This window comes from Candidatus Eisenbacteria bacterium (assembly GCA_020847735.1).
Taxonomy (GTDB): Bacteria; Eisenbacteria; RBG-16-71-46; order RBG-16-71-46; family RBG-16-71-46; genus CAIXRL01.
Genome location: JADLBL010000007.1, coordinates 1 through 16,826, shown reverse-complemented (window position 1 = coordinate 16,826; position 16,826 = coordinate 1). Strand labels below are relative to the sequence as shown.

General features: G+C 70.6%; 17 protein-coding genes. 10 read left to right on the top strand and 7 right to left on the bottom strand.

Going from position 1 to position 16,826, the window contains the following annotated elements; translation table 11 throughout:
- Window positions 1-164 precede the first annotated feature (164 nt).
- The gene (locus IT347_03365; GenBank protein ID MCC6348615.1) at window positions 165-407 is read left to right on the top strand and encodes a DUF2934 domain-containing protein; all 243 of its coding nucleotides are present in this window, start codon (window positions 165-167) and stop codon (window positions 405-407) included.
- A 94-nt stretch (window positions 408-501) separates the two neighbouring features.
- Here the strand turns inward: IT347_03365 and IT347_03360 are convergent, their stop codons facing one another.
- From IT347_03360 to IT347_03350, 3 genes are read right to left on the bottom strand one after another with little or no spacing between them, the layout of a single operon-like run.
- Window positions 502-2,355, bottom strand: coding sequence for a M6 family metalloprotease domain-containing protein (locus tag IT347_03360; GenBank protein MCC6348614.1), 1,854 nt, complete (start codon window positions 2,353-2,355; stop codon window positions 502-504).
- Complete coding sequence (locus tag IT347_03355) at window positions 2,352-3,725, bottom strand: hypothetical protein (protein ID MCC6348613.1); 1,374 nt, start codon at window positions 3,723-3,725, stop codon at window positions 2,352-2,354. The genes IT347_03360 and IT347_03355 overlap by 4 nt, the downstream gene beginning before the upstream one ends.
- A 53-nt stretch (window positions 3,726-3,778) precedes the next feature.
- Window positions 3,779-4,345 (bottom strand): T9SS type A sorting domain-containing protein, encoded by a 567-nt coding sequence (locus IT347_03350; protein ID MCC6348612.1) that lies wholly within the window; start codon window positions 4,343-4,345, stop codon window positions 3,779-3,781.
- Window positions 4,346-4,651: 306 nt separating this feature from the next.
- Between IT347_03350 and zwf the strand changes: the two genes are divergently transcribed.
- The 7 genes from zwf (at window position 4,652) to IT347_03315 (ending at window position 10,955) form a co-directional block, all read left to right on the top strand.
- The gene (gene zwf, locus IT347_03345; protein ID MCC6348611.1) at window positions 4,652-6,049 is read left to right on the top strand and encodes a glucose-6-phosphate dehydrogenase; all 1,398 of its coding nucleotides are present in this window, start codon (window positions 4,652-4,654) and stop codon (window positions 6,047-6,049) included.
- Entirely contained in the window at window positions 6,046-6,744 is a 699-nt protein-coding gene (locus IT347_03340; GenBank protein ID MCC6348610.1) for an HAD family hydrolase, read from the top strand. Before zwf ends, IT347_03340 begins: the two co-directional genes overlap by 4 nt.
- Before the next feature lie 104 nt (window positions 6,745-6,848).
- Window positions 6,849-7,505, top strand: a complete 657-nt coding sequence (locus IT347_03335) for a hypothetical protein (GenBank protein MCC6348609.1) — start codon at window positions 6,849-6,851, stop codon at window positions 7,503-7,505.
- 28 nt (window positions 7,506-7,533) lie between these two features.
- Window positions 7,534-7,755, top strand: coding sequence for a hypothetical protein (locus IT347_03330; protein ID MCC6348608.1), 222 nt, complete (start codon window positions 7,534-7,536; stop codon window positions 7,753-7,755).
- A 121-nt stretch (window positions 7,756-7,876) separates the two neighbouring features.
- Window positions 7,877-9,019 (top strand): acyl-CoA dehydrogenase family protein, encoded by a 1,143-nt coding sequence (locus tag IT347_03325; GenBank protein MCC6348607.1) that lies wholly within the window; start codon window positions 7,877-7,879, stop codon window positions 9,017-9,019.
- A 19-nt stretch (window positions 9,020-9,038) separates the two neighbouring features.
- Entirely contained in the window at window positions 9,039-10,202 is a 1,164-nt protein-coding gene (locus IT347_03320) for an FIST C-terminal domain-containing protein (GenBank protein ID MCC6348606.1), read from the top strand.
- A gap of 153 nt (window positions 10,203-10,355) precedes the next feature.
- Window positions 10,356-10,955 (top strand): hypothetical protein, encoded by a 600-nt coding sequence (locus tag IT347_03315; protein MCC6348605.1) that lies wholly within the window; start codon window positions 10,356-10,358, stop codon window positions 10,953-10,955.
- Between the two features lie 85 nt (window positions 10,956-11,040).
- Here IT347_03315 and IT347_03310 read toward each other — a convergent pair whose 3' ends face one another.
- From IT347_03310 to IT347_03295, 4 genes are read right to left on the bottom strand one after another with little or no spacing between them, the layout of a single operon-like run.
- Window positions 11,041-11,625, bottom strand: coding sequence for a hypothetical protein (locus IT347_03310; GenBank protein ID MCC6348604.1), 585 nt, complete (start codon window positions 11,623-11,625; stop codon window positions 11,041-11,043).
- Window positions 11,622-12,224 carry an SCO family protein gene (locus IT347_03305; protein MCC6348603.1) on the bottom strand — a complete coding sequence of 201 codons (603 nt, stop codon included), beginning with the start codon at window positions 12,222-12,224 and terminating at the stop codon, window positions 11,622-11,624. The genes IT347_03310 and IT347_03305 overlap by 4 nt, the downstream gene beginning before the upstream one ends.
- A complete protein-coding gene (locus IT347_03300) occupies window positions 12,221-13,657 on the bottom strand; it encodes a cbb3-type cytochrome c oxidase subunit I (GenBank protein ID MCC6348602.1) in 1,437 nt (478 codons plus the stop codon). Before IT347_03300 ends, IT347_03305 begins: the two co-directional genes overlap by 4 nt.
- A gap of 7 nt (window positions 13,658-13,664) precedes the next feature.
- Complete coding sequence (locus IT347_03295) at window positions 13,665-14,012, bottom strand: hypothetical protein (protein MCC6348601.1); 348 nt, start codon at window positions 14,010-14,012, stop codon at window positions 13,665-13,667.
- 450 nt (window positions 14,013-14,462) lie between these two features.
- Here IT347_03295 and IT347_03290 point away from each other — a divergent pair, with 450 nt between their 5' ends.
- Complete coding sequence (locus IT347_03290; protein ID MCC6348600.1) at window positions 14,463-15,653, top strand: acetyl-CoA C-acyltransferase; 1,191 nt, start codon at window positions 14,463-14,465, stop codon at window positions 15,651-15,653.
- Window positions 15,653-16,549 (top strand): 3-hydroxybutyryl-CoA dehydrogenase, encoded by an 897-nt coding sequence (locus tag IT347_03285; GenBank protein MCC6348599.1) that lies wholly within the window; start codon window positions 15,653-15,655, stop codon window positions 16,547-16,549. The genes IT347_03290 and IT347_03285 overlap by 1 nt, the downstream gene beginning before the upstream one ends.
- The last annotated feature ends 277 nt before the right edge of the window (window positions 16,550-16,826 follow it).

Sequence of the window (16,826 nt, the reverse complement as noted above, 5' to 3'; positions counted from 1 at the left end):
GCCGCCCCTGCGCAGGTTGATGCGGGGCAATCGGCGCCGGGAATTTGCCCTGCGTTTACAGGCGAGTTGCTAACCTGCGTTCACGCGGGTCGCCATCCGATCTCGAGGCCGAATCGTCCCCGGGCCGCCTCAAGGAGAAGCTCATGAAGAGCGCCATCGTTCGAATGCAGTCGCTTCACGGCAATGCCGAGTCCTCGACGTTCGCTTCCACGCCGCCGCGCGAGAAGCCGGTGCGCAAGGCCGCGCGCGTGACGAAGGCCGCGCAGCCCTCGCCGCGCAAGGCCGACCACGAAGCGGTCGCCGTGCGCGCCTACGCCCTGTTCGAGGCGTCCGGCCGTCCGCCTGGACGCGACCAGGAGTTCTGGCTCGAGGCCGAGCGCCAGTTGCTCGCCGAGCTGCGCGTCTAGCTGGCCCGGCCCCGGCGGCCGCAGGACACGCGAGGGATCGCGTGTCCGCGCCGCCGCCGGGTCCGTGACGCGCGGAGGGCGCCACGCCGCCGCATCACGGGCCGATCAGCACGGGCGTCGGATAGCTCTTGAGCATCATCGCCTTGTTCAGCGTCGGGCGCTCCCCGGTGATGCCTCCCTTGCAGATTACCGCCCAGTCGGCGGGCGTCAGCGCCATCGCGTTGCCCAGGGACGACCACGGCTGTTCGAAGCTACCGTTCTGGGGACCGCCGTAGCTGAAGTCCACCCATGCGGCGGGCCTGTAATGGACCGTCATGCTGCTGTCGGCGGGGTTGATCTTGCTGACGACGGCGAGTTCGTTACCGCTGGGTTCGAAGCTTCCCGAGTAGCTGTTCGTGGACGGCACCGTAGCCTGGTCCAGCGCGATTCCGGCCACGTCGTGCCACAGGTCGCCCGCGTCGCCCTTGTTGACCTTCTTCTCGAGGTCGTAGTCGCCGTCGGCCTGCAGCAGCGCGACATGGAAGTGATTGCCGTTCGTGGGCCAGCCGCTCTGGCCGGGATACCCCTCGTTGTCGTTGCTGCCGACATTCTCGTCAATATGCCAGATGGCGAGCCCGGCCCCGCCCGGCGGAATCTGCTGGTCGTAACCCTCCGGCTGTCGGTTCTCGATCAGCAGGTACTCGTTGCCGGGCATCTGCAGGTCCACGCGCAGGATACTGGGCGAATGCTCGACCGGCTGCAGCGCGAAGGTGCCCGCAGTATTGAGCCCGCCCGGCACGACCCAGCCGAGCTGGATGCGGCACCAGGCGGAAGGCAGCGGCGGATACAGCTGGCTCTGGTCCCAGCCCCATGAGTTCGCCATCAGACAGTAGTTGCCGATGCCCCAGCTGGTGTAGTCCGAGTCGTACAGATCGGGCAGGCCGAAGAAGTGCCCGGTCTCGTGCGCGATCACCCCGAGCCGCACTAGGTCCGGCCCGCTCGTGCCCCAGCGCGCCGGCTCGGTGTGATACAGGTCCACCTTGACGTTGACGTTGTTCGCGTTCCGGTCGGCGCTCGACCACTCGCCACCGCCAAAGGTGTTGTTCAGGTTGCCCTTGTGCGACCAGATCGTGCCGTTGCCGTTGCCATTCACTTCGCCACCATAGCCGGAGTGGATGAAGTCTATGGCGTCCACGTAACCGTCGTTGTTCTGATCGAAGTCGGCGAAGTTCACCACCCCGTCCACCAGCGCGAGGGCGTCGTGCACCATGCCCGCCGCGTTGTTCGGATACGGATTGGCCGCATTCGGGAACCCGTAGCCACCGTTGGCGTACCACGCTTGTTCGTGCGGCAGCGTCACCCAGGCGAGTACCGTGCTCTGAAGCGTGAGCAGTCCGTACGACGCCTGCGAGTAATAGTCGCGCACGCTGCCGCTCTGAGCGTTGAAGCCCGTCGAGCCCACCTGGTTGAAGAGCGAATCGTAGGCCGAAGGCGCGCGCCCGCTGTTTTCCACGGTCTGATCGGAGAACAGGCACAGGATCACGAGATTCTTCACCACGCCGATGGGCGTGGTCGCCGCGGGTGCCGGGCGCGTACGTGACAGGTTCGTGCGCGCGAGCCGTTGCGCGCGCGCCTCGGGGCCCGGTCGGGGCCCCCCCTTCGCGAGACCGAGTGCCCGTGGGTCGGAGCGGCCGACCGCCGCGTCGGTCGCGACCAGCTCGCCGCTTCCGCCCTGGCGGGCGTAGCGCCACTCCCCATTCACCTGCACGACCGGATATCCCTGTGCGTCCTCCTGCCAGTGCAGCCACTCGTCGCCGCGCAGGTAAAGGGTGATCCGGCTGCCGTCGGGCTGGACGAACTGCGCCGGACGTGGGTCGGCGTTGATCGCCGCCGCGGTCCGCGGCAGGGCGGCGAACGCGAGGGCGATCGCGGCGAAGGTGGCGAGCGTTGCCCGTGCGGTGCCCCTCATCGCAGCCCCACGAGAACCAGCACGTAGCCGGTCCCCGTCTCCAGCGCGCTCATTGCCTTGCCGAGCACGGCGCCGTCGGCGCGGGCGCCGTCGGCCACGCGCATGGCGAAGCCGGCATGCGATGAGGTGGTGAGCAGGTCTCCCGGGACGATGGCGCCGAAGTCCGCGTCGCACTTCACCCACACGCGACCGGTCAGGGCGACCGCCTCATGCGCGGGCTCGTCGAACGACTTGCCCTTGAACACCACGGCGGGGTCGAGGCCGTTGGCCCCGCTCACGACGCCGGCCACCCGCCGCGAGCACGGCTCGTCGGCCACGCGCAGCCGGCCCGGCTCGCGCTCGTCCATCATCAGCACGGTGCCGGGCTCGACGTTCGCTTCGCGCACCGGGAAGCTCTCGGCGAGATCGGCGCCCAGGATCTGGAGCACCCGCACCTTGGCGAGCCCGTCTGCGAACAGCGCCGCCCCGCCGCCATCGTTGCGGAAGTAACCGCCCTGCCCGCTCGCCGAGGTCGAGAGGCCCGTGACCCCGGAGTATCCGGCGCCGGAGCTCTGTCCGTAAACGCCGTCGTTCGCGTTGCTCGTGGCGTAGACGCCGAACGCTCCGCGGCCCAGCGGGCCGGCGCCGACCTCGCCGATGGCGTAGACCGCCGCCGCGTCCGGATAGGCAGCGTGGCCCTCGCCATGGCTACGGATGCCGTAGCGGGCGCTGGCAACCTCGAGCCGCGCCGCGTTCGTGGGAAGGGTCTGAATGTTGCCGATCACGACCGTCTGCGTGGTGCCCTGGGCGTTCAGGTAGAGCGGCAGCGCCTTGTCGGTGGTGTAGTCGTAGCCGTAGACGAACGCGCGGTCCGGCCAGCCGCCCTGCAGGAACACGCCCTTGCCGGTGGCGGGGTAATACGTGTTACCGGTGCTTCCGACGTTGCCGTTGTAGGTGATGTTCTGATGGCCGTCGTCCGCCCACGGGCTGCTCCCTCCGCCGTTCAGCGCGCGAAGCGCGTAGGGCACGGCCAGGATGGGTTGGCGGGGCGTGAGGGTCGTGTAGGCGCCCGAGCCGGCCGAACGCACCTGAATGTCGAGCCAGACCTTGCTGCCGTCGAACACGGCCGCCCCGAAATCGAGGGAGTCGGTGAACAGTCCGCTCACGACCTGCTGGTTCAGCACCGTGATCGGCGTTCCGACCGCGCCGGGCCCGGCCGCCGCGTTGTAGAGCGTGAAGACGAAGTCGTAGCTGCCGGTTACCGCGATGCCGTTCAGCTGCAGCTCGCCCTGGTAGGTGATGGCGGAGCCCATGGGCGCCGCGCCGGCGGCTCCGGGAAAACCCGGGAGGGCGAGGGCGGCGAGCAGAATGGCCAGAGGTCGAATGCGCATGGAAGAGGTCTCCTGGATCGGGTGCGGGCGGATGTGCGCCGCCGGATGCGTCGTCAGTGAAGTAACACGACGCGACGTGAAGTGCGCCGAACGTCGGTTTCGAGTCGGAAGAAGTAGACGCCGGCCGCGAGGTGCCGCCCGTCGTCTCCGTCGCCGTTCCAGTTCACCCGGAAGGTTCCCGCCGCCTGAGCGCCGTTCATGAACGAGCGCACGCGCTGGCCGGCGAGGTCATAGACCTCGAGTCGCGCGTGGCCCGGGCGGGCGAGCGCGAAGGCCACCTCGGTGCTGGTACCGAATGGATTGGGCCGCGGCGCCGACAGCAGGTCGGGCTGCAGGACGGCGGGTGGATCGGGAACGCCGAGCGCGGTCGTCGCCGAGGTCACCCAGCACCCGCCGTGCACGGTGTACGGCCCGCCGGTGAGAGCGCCCGCCTCCGGCTGACCGATGGTGCCCGAGAGGGAGAACGCCCCGCCCGAGCTGCCCGTGGCGCCGCCGCCGCCGATGGTTCCTCGCTTGATGGAAAAGCCCTGGGCGTGCGTCCACGATGGGGTGCCCGCGCCGGCGACGGCGAGGCAGGCGACGAACGCGAAGGTGCTGGCGCACCTGTTCACGAGTCTCACGATGGCTCCTTTCCGGCCGCGCCCGCGTCCCATGCGCGCGAGGCGGCTCACGATGGGGAAACGAAGCTTCGCCCCGGGGCGAACACTCACCCTCCGGGCCGCCGTACCACCCCGGCGACCGGCCGCGGTTTCCGGGTCGCTCGCGGAACCTCCCGGAAGCCGGGCCGCGGTCGCGACGGCGGCCCGGGCGTGCGCGCCGACCCGGATGGCGCGCTTGGTGTAACGTCCGCGCGTCACGGGTGCGCGACGCGCCGCGGCACGCGGCCCGGGGGCCGCGAACGCCACCCTTCACCAGGATCGAGGGTCATGTCGGCAGGGCAATCGGACGCATTCGTGTTCTTCGGCGCCACCGGCGACCTCGCCTACAAGCAGATCTTTCCGGCGCTGCAGGAGCTCGTCAGGGACGGCAAGCTCGAGGTGCCGGTGATCGGCATCGCCTGCTCGGGCTGGAACGTGGACCAGCTTCGCGAACGGGCCCGCGCCAGCCTCGCCGAGCACGGCGGCGTGGACGAGCGCGCGTTCGAGAAGCTGTCCCGGCAGCTTCGCTACATTGATGGCGACTACAACGACGCCGCGACGTTCGCCCGGCTTCGCCAGGCGCTGGGCGAGGCCCGCCGCCCGCTCCACTACCTGGCCATCCCGCCCAGCCTGTTCGTGCCGGTCGTCGAAGGGCTGGCCTCGGCCGGCTGCTCCCAGGGCGCGCGCGTGATCGTGGAGAAGCCCTTCGGCCGCGACCTCAAGTCCGCGAAGGCGCTCAACCGGACGCTGCACCGCTATTTCCAGGAGCGGGACATCTTCCGCATTGACCACTACCTCGGAAAGGAGCCGGTGCAGAACCTGCTCTACTTCCGGTTCGCGAACGCGCTGCTCGAGCCGCTCTGGAACCGCGATCACGTCGCCAGCGTGCAGATCACCATGGCCGAGGACTTCGGCGTGCAGGGCCGCGGCAGGTTCTACGACGAAGTCGGGGCCATCCGCGACGTGGTGCAGAACCACATGTTCCAGGTCCTCGCCCTGCTGGCCATGGACCCGCCCGCCAACCGCAGCGCCGACGCCATGCGCGACGAGAAGCTGCGGCTGTTCCGCTCCATGCGGCCGCTGGAGCCGGCCGACGTCGTGCGCGGGCAGTTCGAGGGCTATCTCGCGGAGCCGGGAGTCGCCGCGGACTCGAAAGTCGAGACCTACGCCGCCCTGCGCGTGCACATGGACACCTGGCGCTGGGCCGGTGTGCCGTTCTTCATCCGCGTCGGCAAGCGCCTGCCGCTCAAGTGCACCGAGGTGCTGGTGCGCCTGAAGAACCCCCCGCAGCAGGTGTTCGACGATCTGCCGGATTCGGCGGTGAACCATTTCCGGTTCCGGTTCAACCCCGACGTCGCCATCTCGATCGGCGCGCGCGTCAAGCTGCCGGGGGAGGAGATGCTGGGGCGCGAGGTCGAGCTGGTGGCGCACCGGCACGTGCGCACGGCGATGGCGCCCTACGAGCGGCTGCTCGGCGACGCGCTCGAGGGCGACTCGGTGCTGTTCACTCGCGACGACTGCGTCGAGGAGGCCTGGCGCGTTCTCGATCCCGTGCTGGGGGACCGTGTGCCGGTGCAGCGCTACGCGGCCGGAAGCTGGGGACCGGAAGCGGCGGACGCGCTGACCGCCGGCTTCGGCGGCTGGAACGATCCGGAGCCGGCCCCGGCGCCGAAGGCCGGCGCATGAGCCGCGAGGCGCCGGTCGTCTTCCTGTTCGATGTGGACAACACGCTGCTCGACAACGATCGGATCAAGTACGACCTGGACCGGCGCGTTGCCGCCGGGTTCGGCCCCGAGGGGGCGGCGAAGTTCTGGAGCACCTACGAGGATCTGCGCGGCCGGCTGGGCTACGCCGACCTGCTCGGCGCGATCCAGGTGTTCCGGCTCGAATGCGACGACGCCGTGCGCGCGCAGGAACTGGCCGAGTTCCTGCTCGACTACGACTTCGCCGCGCGGCTCTTCCCGCGGGCGCTGGAGGCCATCCGGCACCTGTCGCGTTCAGGGCCCTGCGTGGTGGTCTCCGACGGCGACGCCGTGCTTCAGCCCCGCAAGATCCGCAACTCCGGCATCGCCGCGGCCGTGCAGGACCAGGTGCTGATCTACGTCCACAAGCAGCGCATGCTGCAGGACGTCGAGCGGCGCTATCCGGCGCGCCACTACGTGATGGTCGAAGACAAGCTCGAGGTCCTCGACGGCATCCGGCGGCGCTGGGGCGATCGGGTCACAACCGTGCTCGTCCGTCAGGGCCACTACGCCGAGGAGCAGTCGCGGCTCTCGCGGATTCCGCCCGCGCAGGTGACGCTGCGCGAGATTGGCGAGCTCTGCGACCTGCCGGCCGTCGACCTCGTTTCGCCGCCGGCGAAGCCGCAGGCGCGGGAGTGATTCGCGGGCCCGCATGAGCCGGGGGCGATGACCGCCGCGCGAAGGACTTGTCGGGCGGCGCCCGAACGGCGAGAGTCGGTGCGGCAAAGTGGAGGATTCCGGTCATGATCATCGAACTGCTGGCGGCCGCCGCCCTGGCGGGTACGCCGCTCGCGGCCGAGTCGGGACCGCAGGGCCCGCGACCCCTTCGCGTCGTCTCCGTCGAAGGGGTTCCGGCGGACTCCACGATCCGGGCGGGCTTCATGGCGGGCTTCGACGAGGCGATCTCGGCCGGCACGCTCGCGGTCGAACAGCGCGAGCGGGACGGCGCATGGCGGCCGGCCGGCACCCGGCCCGATGGGTTCGCGCGCGAGGACGACCCCGAGGCGGCCGACGCGTGGACCCTGCAGGTCGTGGTCCGCGCGCCGCCGCCCTTCAGCGCGAAACGCAGGAACCGCTACACCGGCAAGTACGAGCGCTTCGTGGACCCGCACCTGAGGGCCTCGCGCGGCATGACGGTCGCGCTGCTCGTGCTCTCTCCCGAGGCGATCGCCGCCGGCGCGCGCGCGATGCCGGAACACGCGGCGATCGTCTTCCCGCAGAGCGTCACGCCGGCAGGAGTCCTGCGCAACACGGCCGAGGGTTTTCGCTTTCCCTGGCGGGACGCGGGCCGCGCGACGGCGCTGCTCGCGCTGGACCTGCTCCATCACCGCGCAGGCGATTTCCCCGTGGACGTCCGCTGCGACCTGTCGCCGGCGCTGCGGGCCGAGAGCGCCCGCTGAAGCGCTGCCTGCACGAGGAGGACCTTCCATGAGAGACCGCGTTCCCGTGTCGTTCGCGATCGCCCTGCTCGCCCTGCTCGCGGGTTGCGCGCCGGCGCAGAAGCCGGCGAAGGCGGCGCTCACCGAGCACCAGCGCGACAGCGTTCTCGCGACCGAGCCGATTCCCGGCGCCGCGACGGTGGGCAGGGCGCTCGAGCAATCGGCGAAGGCGACGGCCGGCGCCGCGCAAATGGATTCGCTCACGCGCTGACGCGCCGGCCGGCTTTCCGGTACAGTTCCCGGCGCTCCACGCCGGCCCTTCCCTCGCCGCGTCGTCTCCGGCAGGCTGCCCCGGCGTGCCCTCCGCATCCACCCTCAGGGAGTCCGTCCGCATGCTGATGCTGAAGGAAGAACACCACCAGGTTCGCGACATGGTGCGCCGCTTCGCCGAGGAGATCGTCGCTCCGCGCGCGCGGGACCTGGATGAGCACGAGGAGTTCCCGCTCGACACCGTGAAACAGATGGGCGATCTGGGCCTGATGGGTCTGCCGTACCCCGAGAAATACGGCGGCGCGGGCATGGACACGCTGTCGTACGCGATCGCGGTCGAGGAGGTCGCGCGCGTGTGCGCGTCCACCGCCATCACGCTCGCGGCGCACGTTTCGCTCGGCTGCGGTCCGGTCTACGGCGCGGGCACCGAGGAGCAGAAGCTGCGCTTCCTCGTGCCGATGGCGAAGGGCGAGGCGATCGGCGCGTTCGGGCTCACCGAGCCGAACGCCGGCTCGGACGCCGCCGGCACCCAGACGCGGGCGGCGAAGGTCGCCGGCGGCTGGCGCGTGAACGGCTCGAAGATCTACATCACGAACGCGAGCTACGCGAAGTACGTGACGCTGACCGCGGTCACCGACGCGAGCCAGGGCGCGAACGGCATCTCGGCGTTCATCATGGACACGGCGACCCCGGGGTTCCGAGTCGGCAAGAAGGAGAAGAAGATGGGACTGCGCGGCTCGGACACCGTCGAGATCGTGTTCGAGGACTGCCTGATTCCCGCCGACCAGATGCTCGGTGAGCCCACCGGCGGCTTCAAGGCGTTCATGCGCACCCTGATGGGCGGCCGCATCTCGATCGGCGCGCTGGCCCTCGGCTGCGCGCAGGGGGCGTACGAGCACTCGCTCAAGTACGCGAAGGTGCGCCACCAGTTCGGGCAGCCGATCGCGAACTTCCAGGCCGTGCAGTTCATGCTCGCCGACATGGCGGTCAAGATCGAAGCCGCGCGCCACCTCGTCTACCACGCGGCGATGCTGCGCGACGCCGGCCGCGAGTTCGGCAAGGAGGCCTCCATGGCGAAGCTGTTCGCCAGCGAGATCGGCAATTGGGTGACCGACAAGGCGATCCAGATCCACGGCGGCATGGGCTACTGCCGCGACCTGCCGGTCGAGCGGATGCACCGCGACGTCAAGCTCATGGAGATCGGCGAGGGCACGAGCGAGATCCAGCGCATGGTGATCGCCCGCGAGATCCTCCGCGACGTCTGACGTGCGGGAGGACGCGCGCATGCGCTGGGCGAGCGCGCACGTGCTGTCGCACGACGCGGCGGAGGCCGCCGAGTCCGTCGCCTTCGAACTCGCCGGCGCCCTCGGGCCGGGTCCGGTGGATCTCGCGCTCGCATTCTACTCGGCGCCACTCGCCGCGGCCGCCGAACGCATCGCCGCGGTGCTGCGGCGCGCGCTGGCGCCGGCCACGCTCGCCGGCGTCCCGGCGCGCGGGATCGTTTCGTCCGCTCACGAGCACGAGCAGGGCGCCGCGCTCTCGGTCATCGCCGCGAGACTTCCGGGCGTCGAGGTGCGTCCGCTGCTGCTCGTGCAGGAGGCGTGGAGCGACGAGGTGGCCGACGCGGCGGCGTTCGATCGGCTGGCGCCGCGACTGCGCGGCGCCGAGCTGGCGCTGTTCGCCGCCGATCCGTTCTCGCTCGATGGCGAGCGGGTGCTGGCGCTCGTCAACCGCTTCGCGCCGGACGTCCGCATGGTCGGCGGCTTCGCCAGCGCGTCGGCGCGACCCGGCGGCAACTGGTCGTTCCTGAACGACTGGGCTTCGCCCGAGGGCGGTTTCATGATCGCGCTGCACGGTGCGCTGCGCGCGGACGTCGTCGTTTCGCAGGGCTGCGAGCCCGTGGGTCCGGTGCTCGAAGTGACCCGCGCGCGCGACCTCCTGATCCTCGAGCTCGACGGACAACCGGCGCTCGCCCGCATCGCGCGGGTGCTGGGCGATCTGCCGGAGGACGGGCAGGCGAGGCTCCGGCAGGGGCTCTACGTCGGCCGGCCCGCGCACGGCGACGCCAGCGGGCGCGGCGGGTGGCTGATCCGCAACCTGCTCGGAGCCGACCGGGAAAAGGGCGCGATCGCGGTCGGCGACCGGATCGGAGCGGGCGAGAAGATTCGCCTGCACGTGCGCGACGCGGACGCCGCCGCGGCCGATCTCGGCATGCTGCTCTCGCCGCAAACGTTCGACAGCCGCGCCGCCGCGGCCCTGCTGTTCGCGTGCAACGGCCGCGGTCGCGCGCTGTACGGCGAGCCCGACCGCGACATCGCGACGCTCCAGGCCGCGCTCGGCGGCGTTCCCGCCGCGGGCATGTTCTGCGCCGGCGAGGTCGGTCCGATCGGCGGCCGCAACTTCCTGCACGGACACACGGCCAGCATCGCGATCGTCCGGCCGCGCTGAAGCCGGCGGGGTCAGGCCGGCGCAAATCCTCCTCGAGAACACGCGCGCCCCGATCCGGCGCCGGGGCCCTCGCGCTGTGCCGCGACCGCCGCTGTTCTATCCTGCGGGTGCGGCCGATAACCCGGACGCTCCCGCCGCGCGGGAGCCCTTCCCATGCACACCTCCTCCTCGTCCAGCTCCGTGACGCCCGCCCTCCAGGGTGGCGGGCGCGTCGCCGACCTGCCGTCGCTGCGGCGGCCGGTCACCGTCGGCGTGCTGTCGCTGTGGCTCGTGGGATGGGCCTTCGGCGTCGCCTTCATGATCCAGCAGTTGCTTCTGCCCGGGCCGTTCGCCGCCGACCGCCTGTTCCTGTTCGCCTGGCTCGTGCTGTGGCTCGCCGCCGGCGGAGGCGTGATGGCCTACATGGTCTGGCTGCTGGTGGGCCGTGAGCGCATTTCGATCGAGGGCGACGACCTCGTCATCCGGCTCGGCATCCTCGGCCTGTGGCGCACGCGGCGCTGGCCGCTCGCCTCCATCCGTCGCCTGCGTCCGTTCGGGCGCGGGATCCCGCCGGTGATCGCGTTCGGCCTCGACGTGTCGGGGCAGGGAGCCAGCGGCGCGCGCTTCGAATCCGGCGGACACGTCGTGCGCTTCGCGCGCTCGCTGAGCGAGCACGACGCGCGCGCCCTCGTGGACGAGCTGCGCTCGCGGCACGCGTTCGACCCCGATTCCGCGGCTGATCCCGCGCGCCCGCACGCCCAGGGTGCGGCATAGGGCGCGAGCGCGACGCCGCGCGTCGCTCGCGTCGGCGATTCGACCGTCGGCGCACGGCGTTGCGACCGCCGTGCGCGCTCGCGAATCAGGACGATGAATCCGCCGCCAGAGCGCGGCGCTGCTCGCGATGTTCGCGCGCCAGGGTCAGGACGAGCAGGGCCGCGAACGCGACCAGCGCCAGTCCGCTCGCGCGCAGCATCGCGGCGCCGGCCTCGCGTTGCTGGGCGAGCGTGAACCAGCCGCACACGAGCGCGTCGTAGCGGGAGTAGAAGACTCCCATCGCTCCGAGCATCGCGACGGTGAGGATCGAGGCGCCGCCCCGGGCCGCGAACGGAAGCCGCCGCCAGCCGGCCCCGAGTCCGAAGCCGGCCGCCAGCAGCGACAGATGCCGGAGCTGGTCCATGACTTCGCTTCGCGCCGCTTCATCGAGCGAGCGCGGCAGCATCCAGAAGACGAGCGCGCCGGCCGCGAAGGCGAGCCCGGTGAAACCCGCCGGGTCCCAGCGGCGCGCCGCCGCGTCAGGCGTCCGCCGTCCCACCAGCGCGCCGAGCACGAGCAGCAGCGGCACCTGGATCAGGACGACGCGCACCATGACGCCGTCGAGGTAGGGATCCAGCGGCGGCGCGAGCAGCGCGCCGGTGACCAGCAGCCAGGCGAGCGCGAGGATCATCGGAGGGCGTCGCGGATCCGCGCCGCGATGGATCGAGCGTCGCCGGCGCCGAAGATCCGGACCAGGCGCGAGTCCGGGTCGAGCAGGTAGAGGTCGGTGCCGTGATTGACGAGGCCGTCGGGACGCCGAACGACCAGCACGCCGAAGCGCTCGTAGGTGCGCGCGGCGTCGGGATCGGCGAGCGAGGCGAACGTCCAGCCGGGAGGATCGCCGTAGAGCCGCCGCAACTCGGCGAGCCGCTCGGGCGGGTCCGAGTCCACGCTCACGCTGACGATCTCGAGCCGCGGGCCCACGAGGTCGCCCAGTTCCTCGCGCACGCCCTCGATGCGGGCGGTGTTGGCCTGGCAGACGCCGGTGCAGCTCAAGTAGAAGAAGTTGACGAGCCGCCAGCGTCCGGAGGAAGCCGCCAGCGTCCGCGGCTGCCCGTCCGAGCCCACGAGCCGCAGCTCCGGTGTGGCGCGCGGCAGCGGCCCGGGAGCCGCCGCCGCCGCCGAGAACGAGGTGAACGCCGTGCCGCCGTACGTCCAGACGGCGAGGAGCGCCGTCCAGCCGGTCACGCACGCCAGCGGCAGCAGGCCCCGGAGCCCGGTCCGCTTCATTGACCTGCCGCGCGCCGGCCCTTCATGAGCGAAACGTAGAACGTCAGCACGCCGATCAGGAACGTGAGCGCCGAGATCGCCCCGAGCAGCGCGAGGTGCTTGCCGGTGAGCGCCAGCGAGCTCATGGGAATCATGTCGTAGCTCGCGTAGCGCCGGGGGACGGAGTTCGCGCCGCCCAGGTAGAACGACGTCACCAGTCCGTAGCCGCCCAGCAGCATCAGGCCCAGCGAGGCCGCGGCGAGCTTCTCGGCGTGCGAGCGGTACAGGTGATGCGCGAAGCCGAGCAGCATGAGCACGTAGCCCACCAGGAAGTAGGTGTGGAAGTGCCCGGGGACCCAGAGCGTGTTGTGCAGGACGCGGTTGATCGCGATGGTCGAGTCCGCGACGGCCGCGAAGCCGCCCACGACCCAGCCGACGATGCCCGCGGTCATCGCCAGCGGCGTGAAGCTCCAGCGGTTGCTGCCGCGGTACACCTGGCCGATGACGCCGAAGATCGTGACCGCGGTCGCGGGGACCGAGCTCAGGTACGACGTGACCTGCCCGACGATCTGCAGCGCGAACGGCTGCGCGAAGTCCATGTAGATGTGGTGGAAGTAGGCGGTGAGCACGAACAGCAGCGTGACGTTCCACGACAGCGTCGTGATCCGGTTGTTCTTCCACGGGCGTCCGGTGAACTCGGGCAGCAGCTCGTAGACGGCCGCGACGCCCATGTACATGGTCACGTTCACGATGGTGTGCCCGAACAGGAACACCATGTTCTTGAGCAGCAGCGCGTCGTACTCGACCGACGGGTTGAACCACTTGAGCAGGTAGAGGAAGAACACCGCCGCGCCGACCACGGTGGTCAGGCTGCCCGCCACGGTGACGACCGCCGCGATCATCACGGTCGGCGGCGTCTCGGGTTCGCCGGCGCGGGTCCAGCCGAGCATGCCGGCGGGGCCGTAGCGGCGCGCGATGACGCGCAGGATGTCGAGCTGGGTCAGCAGCCAGCCCACGCCGAGAATCATCAGCGACGCGGTCGCGAGGCCGATGGACCAGTGCGGCCAGCCGGAGGCCGCGAACGGCAGCGGGTAGAGCAGGTACCAGCCGGGACCGAAGCGCCCGACCAGCGTCGCGACGACCAGGCCGACGACCCCGAGGACGATCAGCACGTACGAGGTGTTGAGCACGCGCAGGCTGGGCGGCGCGTAACGCGACACCAGCAGCCAGAGCATCGCCAGACCGCCGGTGAAGAGCACGCCGGCCATGCCGAGTCCGTGCAGCGTCATGATCGCGTAGAACAACTGCGGGTCGAGCGCCAGCACTCCGGACTGCCCGGAGCGCATGAGGAATCCGAGGATCACCATCACCGCGAACAGCACGCAGGTGGTGATCAGCCACAGCGAAACGGCCGAGCGACCGCGCGAGGAATCGAAGGTCTGTTCCGGGTTCATGGTCGGCTCACCTCACTCGAAGGACGGAAGTCATGCCGTGGTGCACGAGGCCGCAGTACTCCATGCACATGATGTGGTAGTCCCCCGGCGTCCGGAACGTGTAGAGGAGGCGGTTCGTGTATCCCGGCATGGCCTGCGTCTGGGACAGCAGGTGACCGGAGGGGCTGTAGATGCCGAAGCCGTGGTTCACGTCGCCGGAGGTGACGCGGAACTCGATCGCCTGGTCCACCGGAACCTCGATGGCGCCATCCTCCGCGAGCGGGGCGCTGCCGAAGTCCCAGGCCCACATCCGGCCGGTGACATCCAGCTGCACCTGGCCGTGTTCGCCGGGCGAAGGGTACGGCAGGTGCGCCATCGAGACCGCGAAGGTCACGGCGAGGCCGACGATCAGGACCACGAAGTAAACCTGACGCGCACCGTAGACCTGCTTGGGCACGGTCGGACTGGGCTGGGCCACCGGACGGCGCCCGAGCCAGACGGCGATGCCCCACGCGGCGACGGCAACCACCAGCGTCAGGACGCCAAGAAGCCAGATGGACATGGATACCTCCAGGATGTCGCGCCGGTGTGTCGCGAGCGATGCCGTCCGTGCCACCGATGGCGCCCGAACGTACTCTAGTCACCGCGCTCCGGCGGGCGCAAGGCGACGAGCGCACGCCGAGAATGAACACGCGCTCGCCGCCGAGAAACACGCGCGCCGGGTGCCCGCCCGCGCCCGCTCGTGTAAGATGCGCACCGGTTCCCGCACCTGCCCGCTTCGACCCTCCGCGGCGCCTTCCGGCCCGCCGGCTTCCAGAGGTTCCTCATGGCCACTCCCGACGTCTTCATCGTGGGCGCCGCGCGCACGCCCACGGGCAAGTTCCTCGGTGCGCTTTCGCCGCTCAAGGGCTCCGACCTCGGCGCCGTCGCGATACGCGAAGCGATGCTGCGAGCGAAGGTCGGCGGCAACGACGTGGACGAGGTGATCATGGGTCACGTCGTCCAGGCCGGGCAGGGCCAGGCGCCCGCGCGACAGGCGCAGATCAAGGCCGGAATCAACCCGGCGGTCGGAGCGGTGACGATCAACAAGGTCTGCGGCTCCGGACTCAAGGCGGTGATGCTCGGCGCGCAGGCCATTCGCGCCGGCGACGCCGAGTGCATCGTCGCCGGCGGGCAGGAGAGCATGAGCACCGCGCCCCACTACCTGTTCACGCTGCGGAGCGGACAGAAGCTGGGCGACAGCACGCTCAAGGACGGCGTCGTCATGGACGGACTGTGGTGCTCATTCAACGACTGCCACATGATCGAGCTGGCCCAGTACACCGCCGAGAAGGCGAAGCTCACGCGCCAGCGCATTGACGAGTTCGCGCTCGGCTCCCAGAGGAAGGCCGCCGCCGCGCAGGCTTCGGGCGCGTTCGACCGCGAGATGGCGCCGGTCACGATCCCGCAGCGCAAGGGCGAACCCCTGGTCGTCCGGGCCGACGAAACCGTGCGCGGCGACACGACGCTCGAGGCCCTCGCGAAGCTGGGCGCGGTGACGAAGGCGAAGGACGGGGTGATCACCGCCGGCAACGCGCCAGGCCTCAACGACGGCGGCGCCGCGCTCGTGCTGATGAGCGAAGCGCGCGTCAAGGCGACCGGCGCGAAGCCCCTCGCCCGCGTGACCGGCTACGCCACCGGCGGCGGAGAGCCGAAGGAGCTGTTCTTCGCGCCCGTGGACGCCGTGCAGAAGCTGCTGAAGAAGCTGGGTGTCGCGATCGGCCACTTCGACCTGATCGAAGCCAACGAAGCCTTCGCCGCGCAGGCCCTGGCCGACGGCGACGCGCTCGGCTGGGACTGGGAGCGCGTCAACGTGAACGGCGGCGCCGTCGCGCTCGGCCACCCCATCGGCGCGAGCGGCGCCCGCATCCTGACGACGCTGCTCTACGCGCTCGAAGCGCGCGGCAAGAAGACCGGGCTCGCGACGCTGTGCCTGGGCGGAGGCAACGCCGTCGCTCTTTCCGTGGAGCGTGTCTGATGAGCACCCTCGCCGAGCAGCGGACGAGCGGCCCGTCGGCCGCGGTGAAGAAGGTCGCCGTCGTGGGCGGCGGAACGATGGGCAACGGCATCGCGCAGGTGTTCGCGACCAGCGGCCTCGACGTCGAACTGATCGACGTGAAGCCCGAGTTCGTGGACCGCGGGCTCGCCACCATCGCGAAGAACCTCGACCGCGTCGCGAAGAAGCAGGAGTGGCCCGCCGACAAGGCCGCCGGCATCGTCGGGCGCATCCACGGCAGCACCTCGCTCGACGCGGCGAAGGGCTGCCAGCTCGTGATCGAGGCCGTGACCGAGAGCTGGGATCTCAAGAAGCAGATCTTCACCACACTCGACGCGGCCTGCCCGGCGGGAACGATCCTGGCGAGCAACACCTCGAGCATCTCGATCACCGAGATCGCCGCCGTCACGAAGCGCCCCGGCCACGTCATCGGCATGCACTTCATGAATCCCGTGCCCGTGATGCAACTCGTCGAAGTCATCCGCGGCCTCGCGACCACGGACGAAACGTACGCGCTCACCGAGGATCTCTCGAAGCGCCTGGGCAAGACCCCCGTCGAGGTCAACGACTACCCCGGCTTCGTCGCCAACCGCATCCTCATGCCGATGATCAACGAAGCCTGCTACACGCTCATGGAAGGCGTCGCGACGAAGGAAGCGATCGACACCGTCATGAAGCTCGGCATGAACCACCCCATGGGGCCCCTCGCGCTGGCCGACCTGATCGGCCTCGACACCTGCCTGTCCATCATGAACGTTCTGCACGAGGGCCTCGGCGACTCTAAGTACCGCCCGTGCCCCCTGCTGCGCAAGATGGTCGCCGCCGGCTGGTTGGGCCGAAAGAGCGGCCGCGGGTTCTACGAGTACGCGCAGGGCTGAGGCGTTCGGCTTCGGCGGATCGCTTTGGGTGGGCGCGGGTGCTGTGTGTGGGGGGGCACGCGTCGCGCGGGCTGGCGGACGCCGAGGACCTCCGCGTTCATCATGAGCGCGATCTCGGTGGACGCATCCCGGTCCCTCGCCCGCCCTCAAGCCCCAGGCGCTGGCGCCTGGACACGCCTCGCGCTCGCGGGGGCCAGGCACGTGAGTGCGTGCCGAAAGAGGTCCTCGAGCGGCAGCTCGAGCCGGTCCGCGAACCGCGACGCCGCCCACCTGGCCT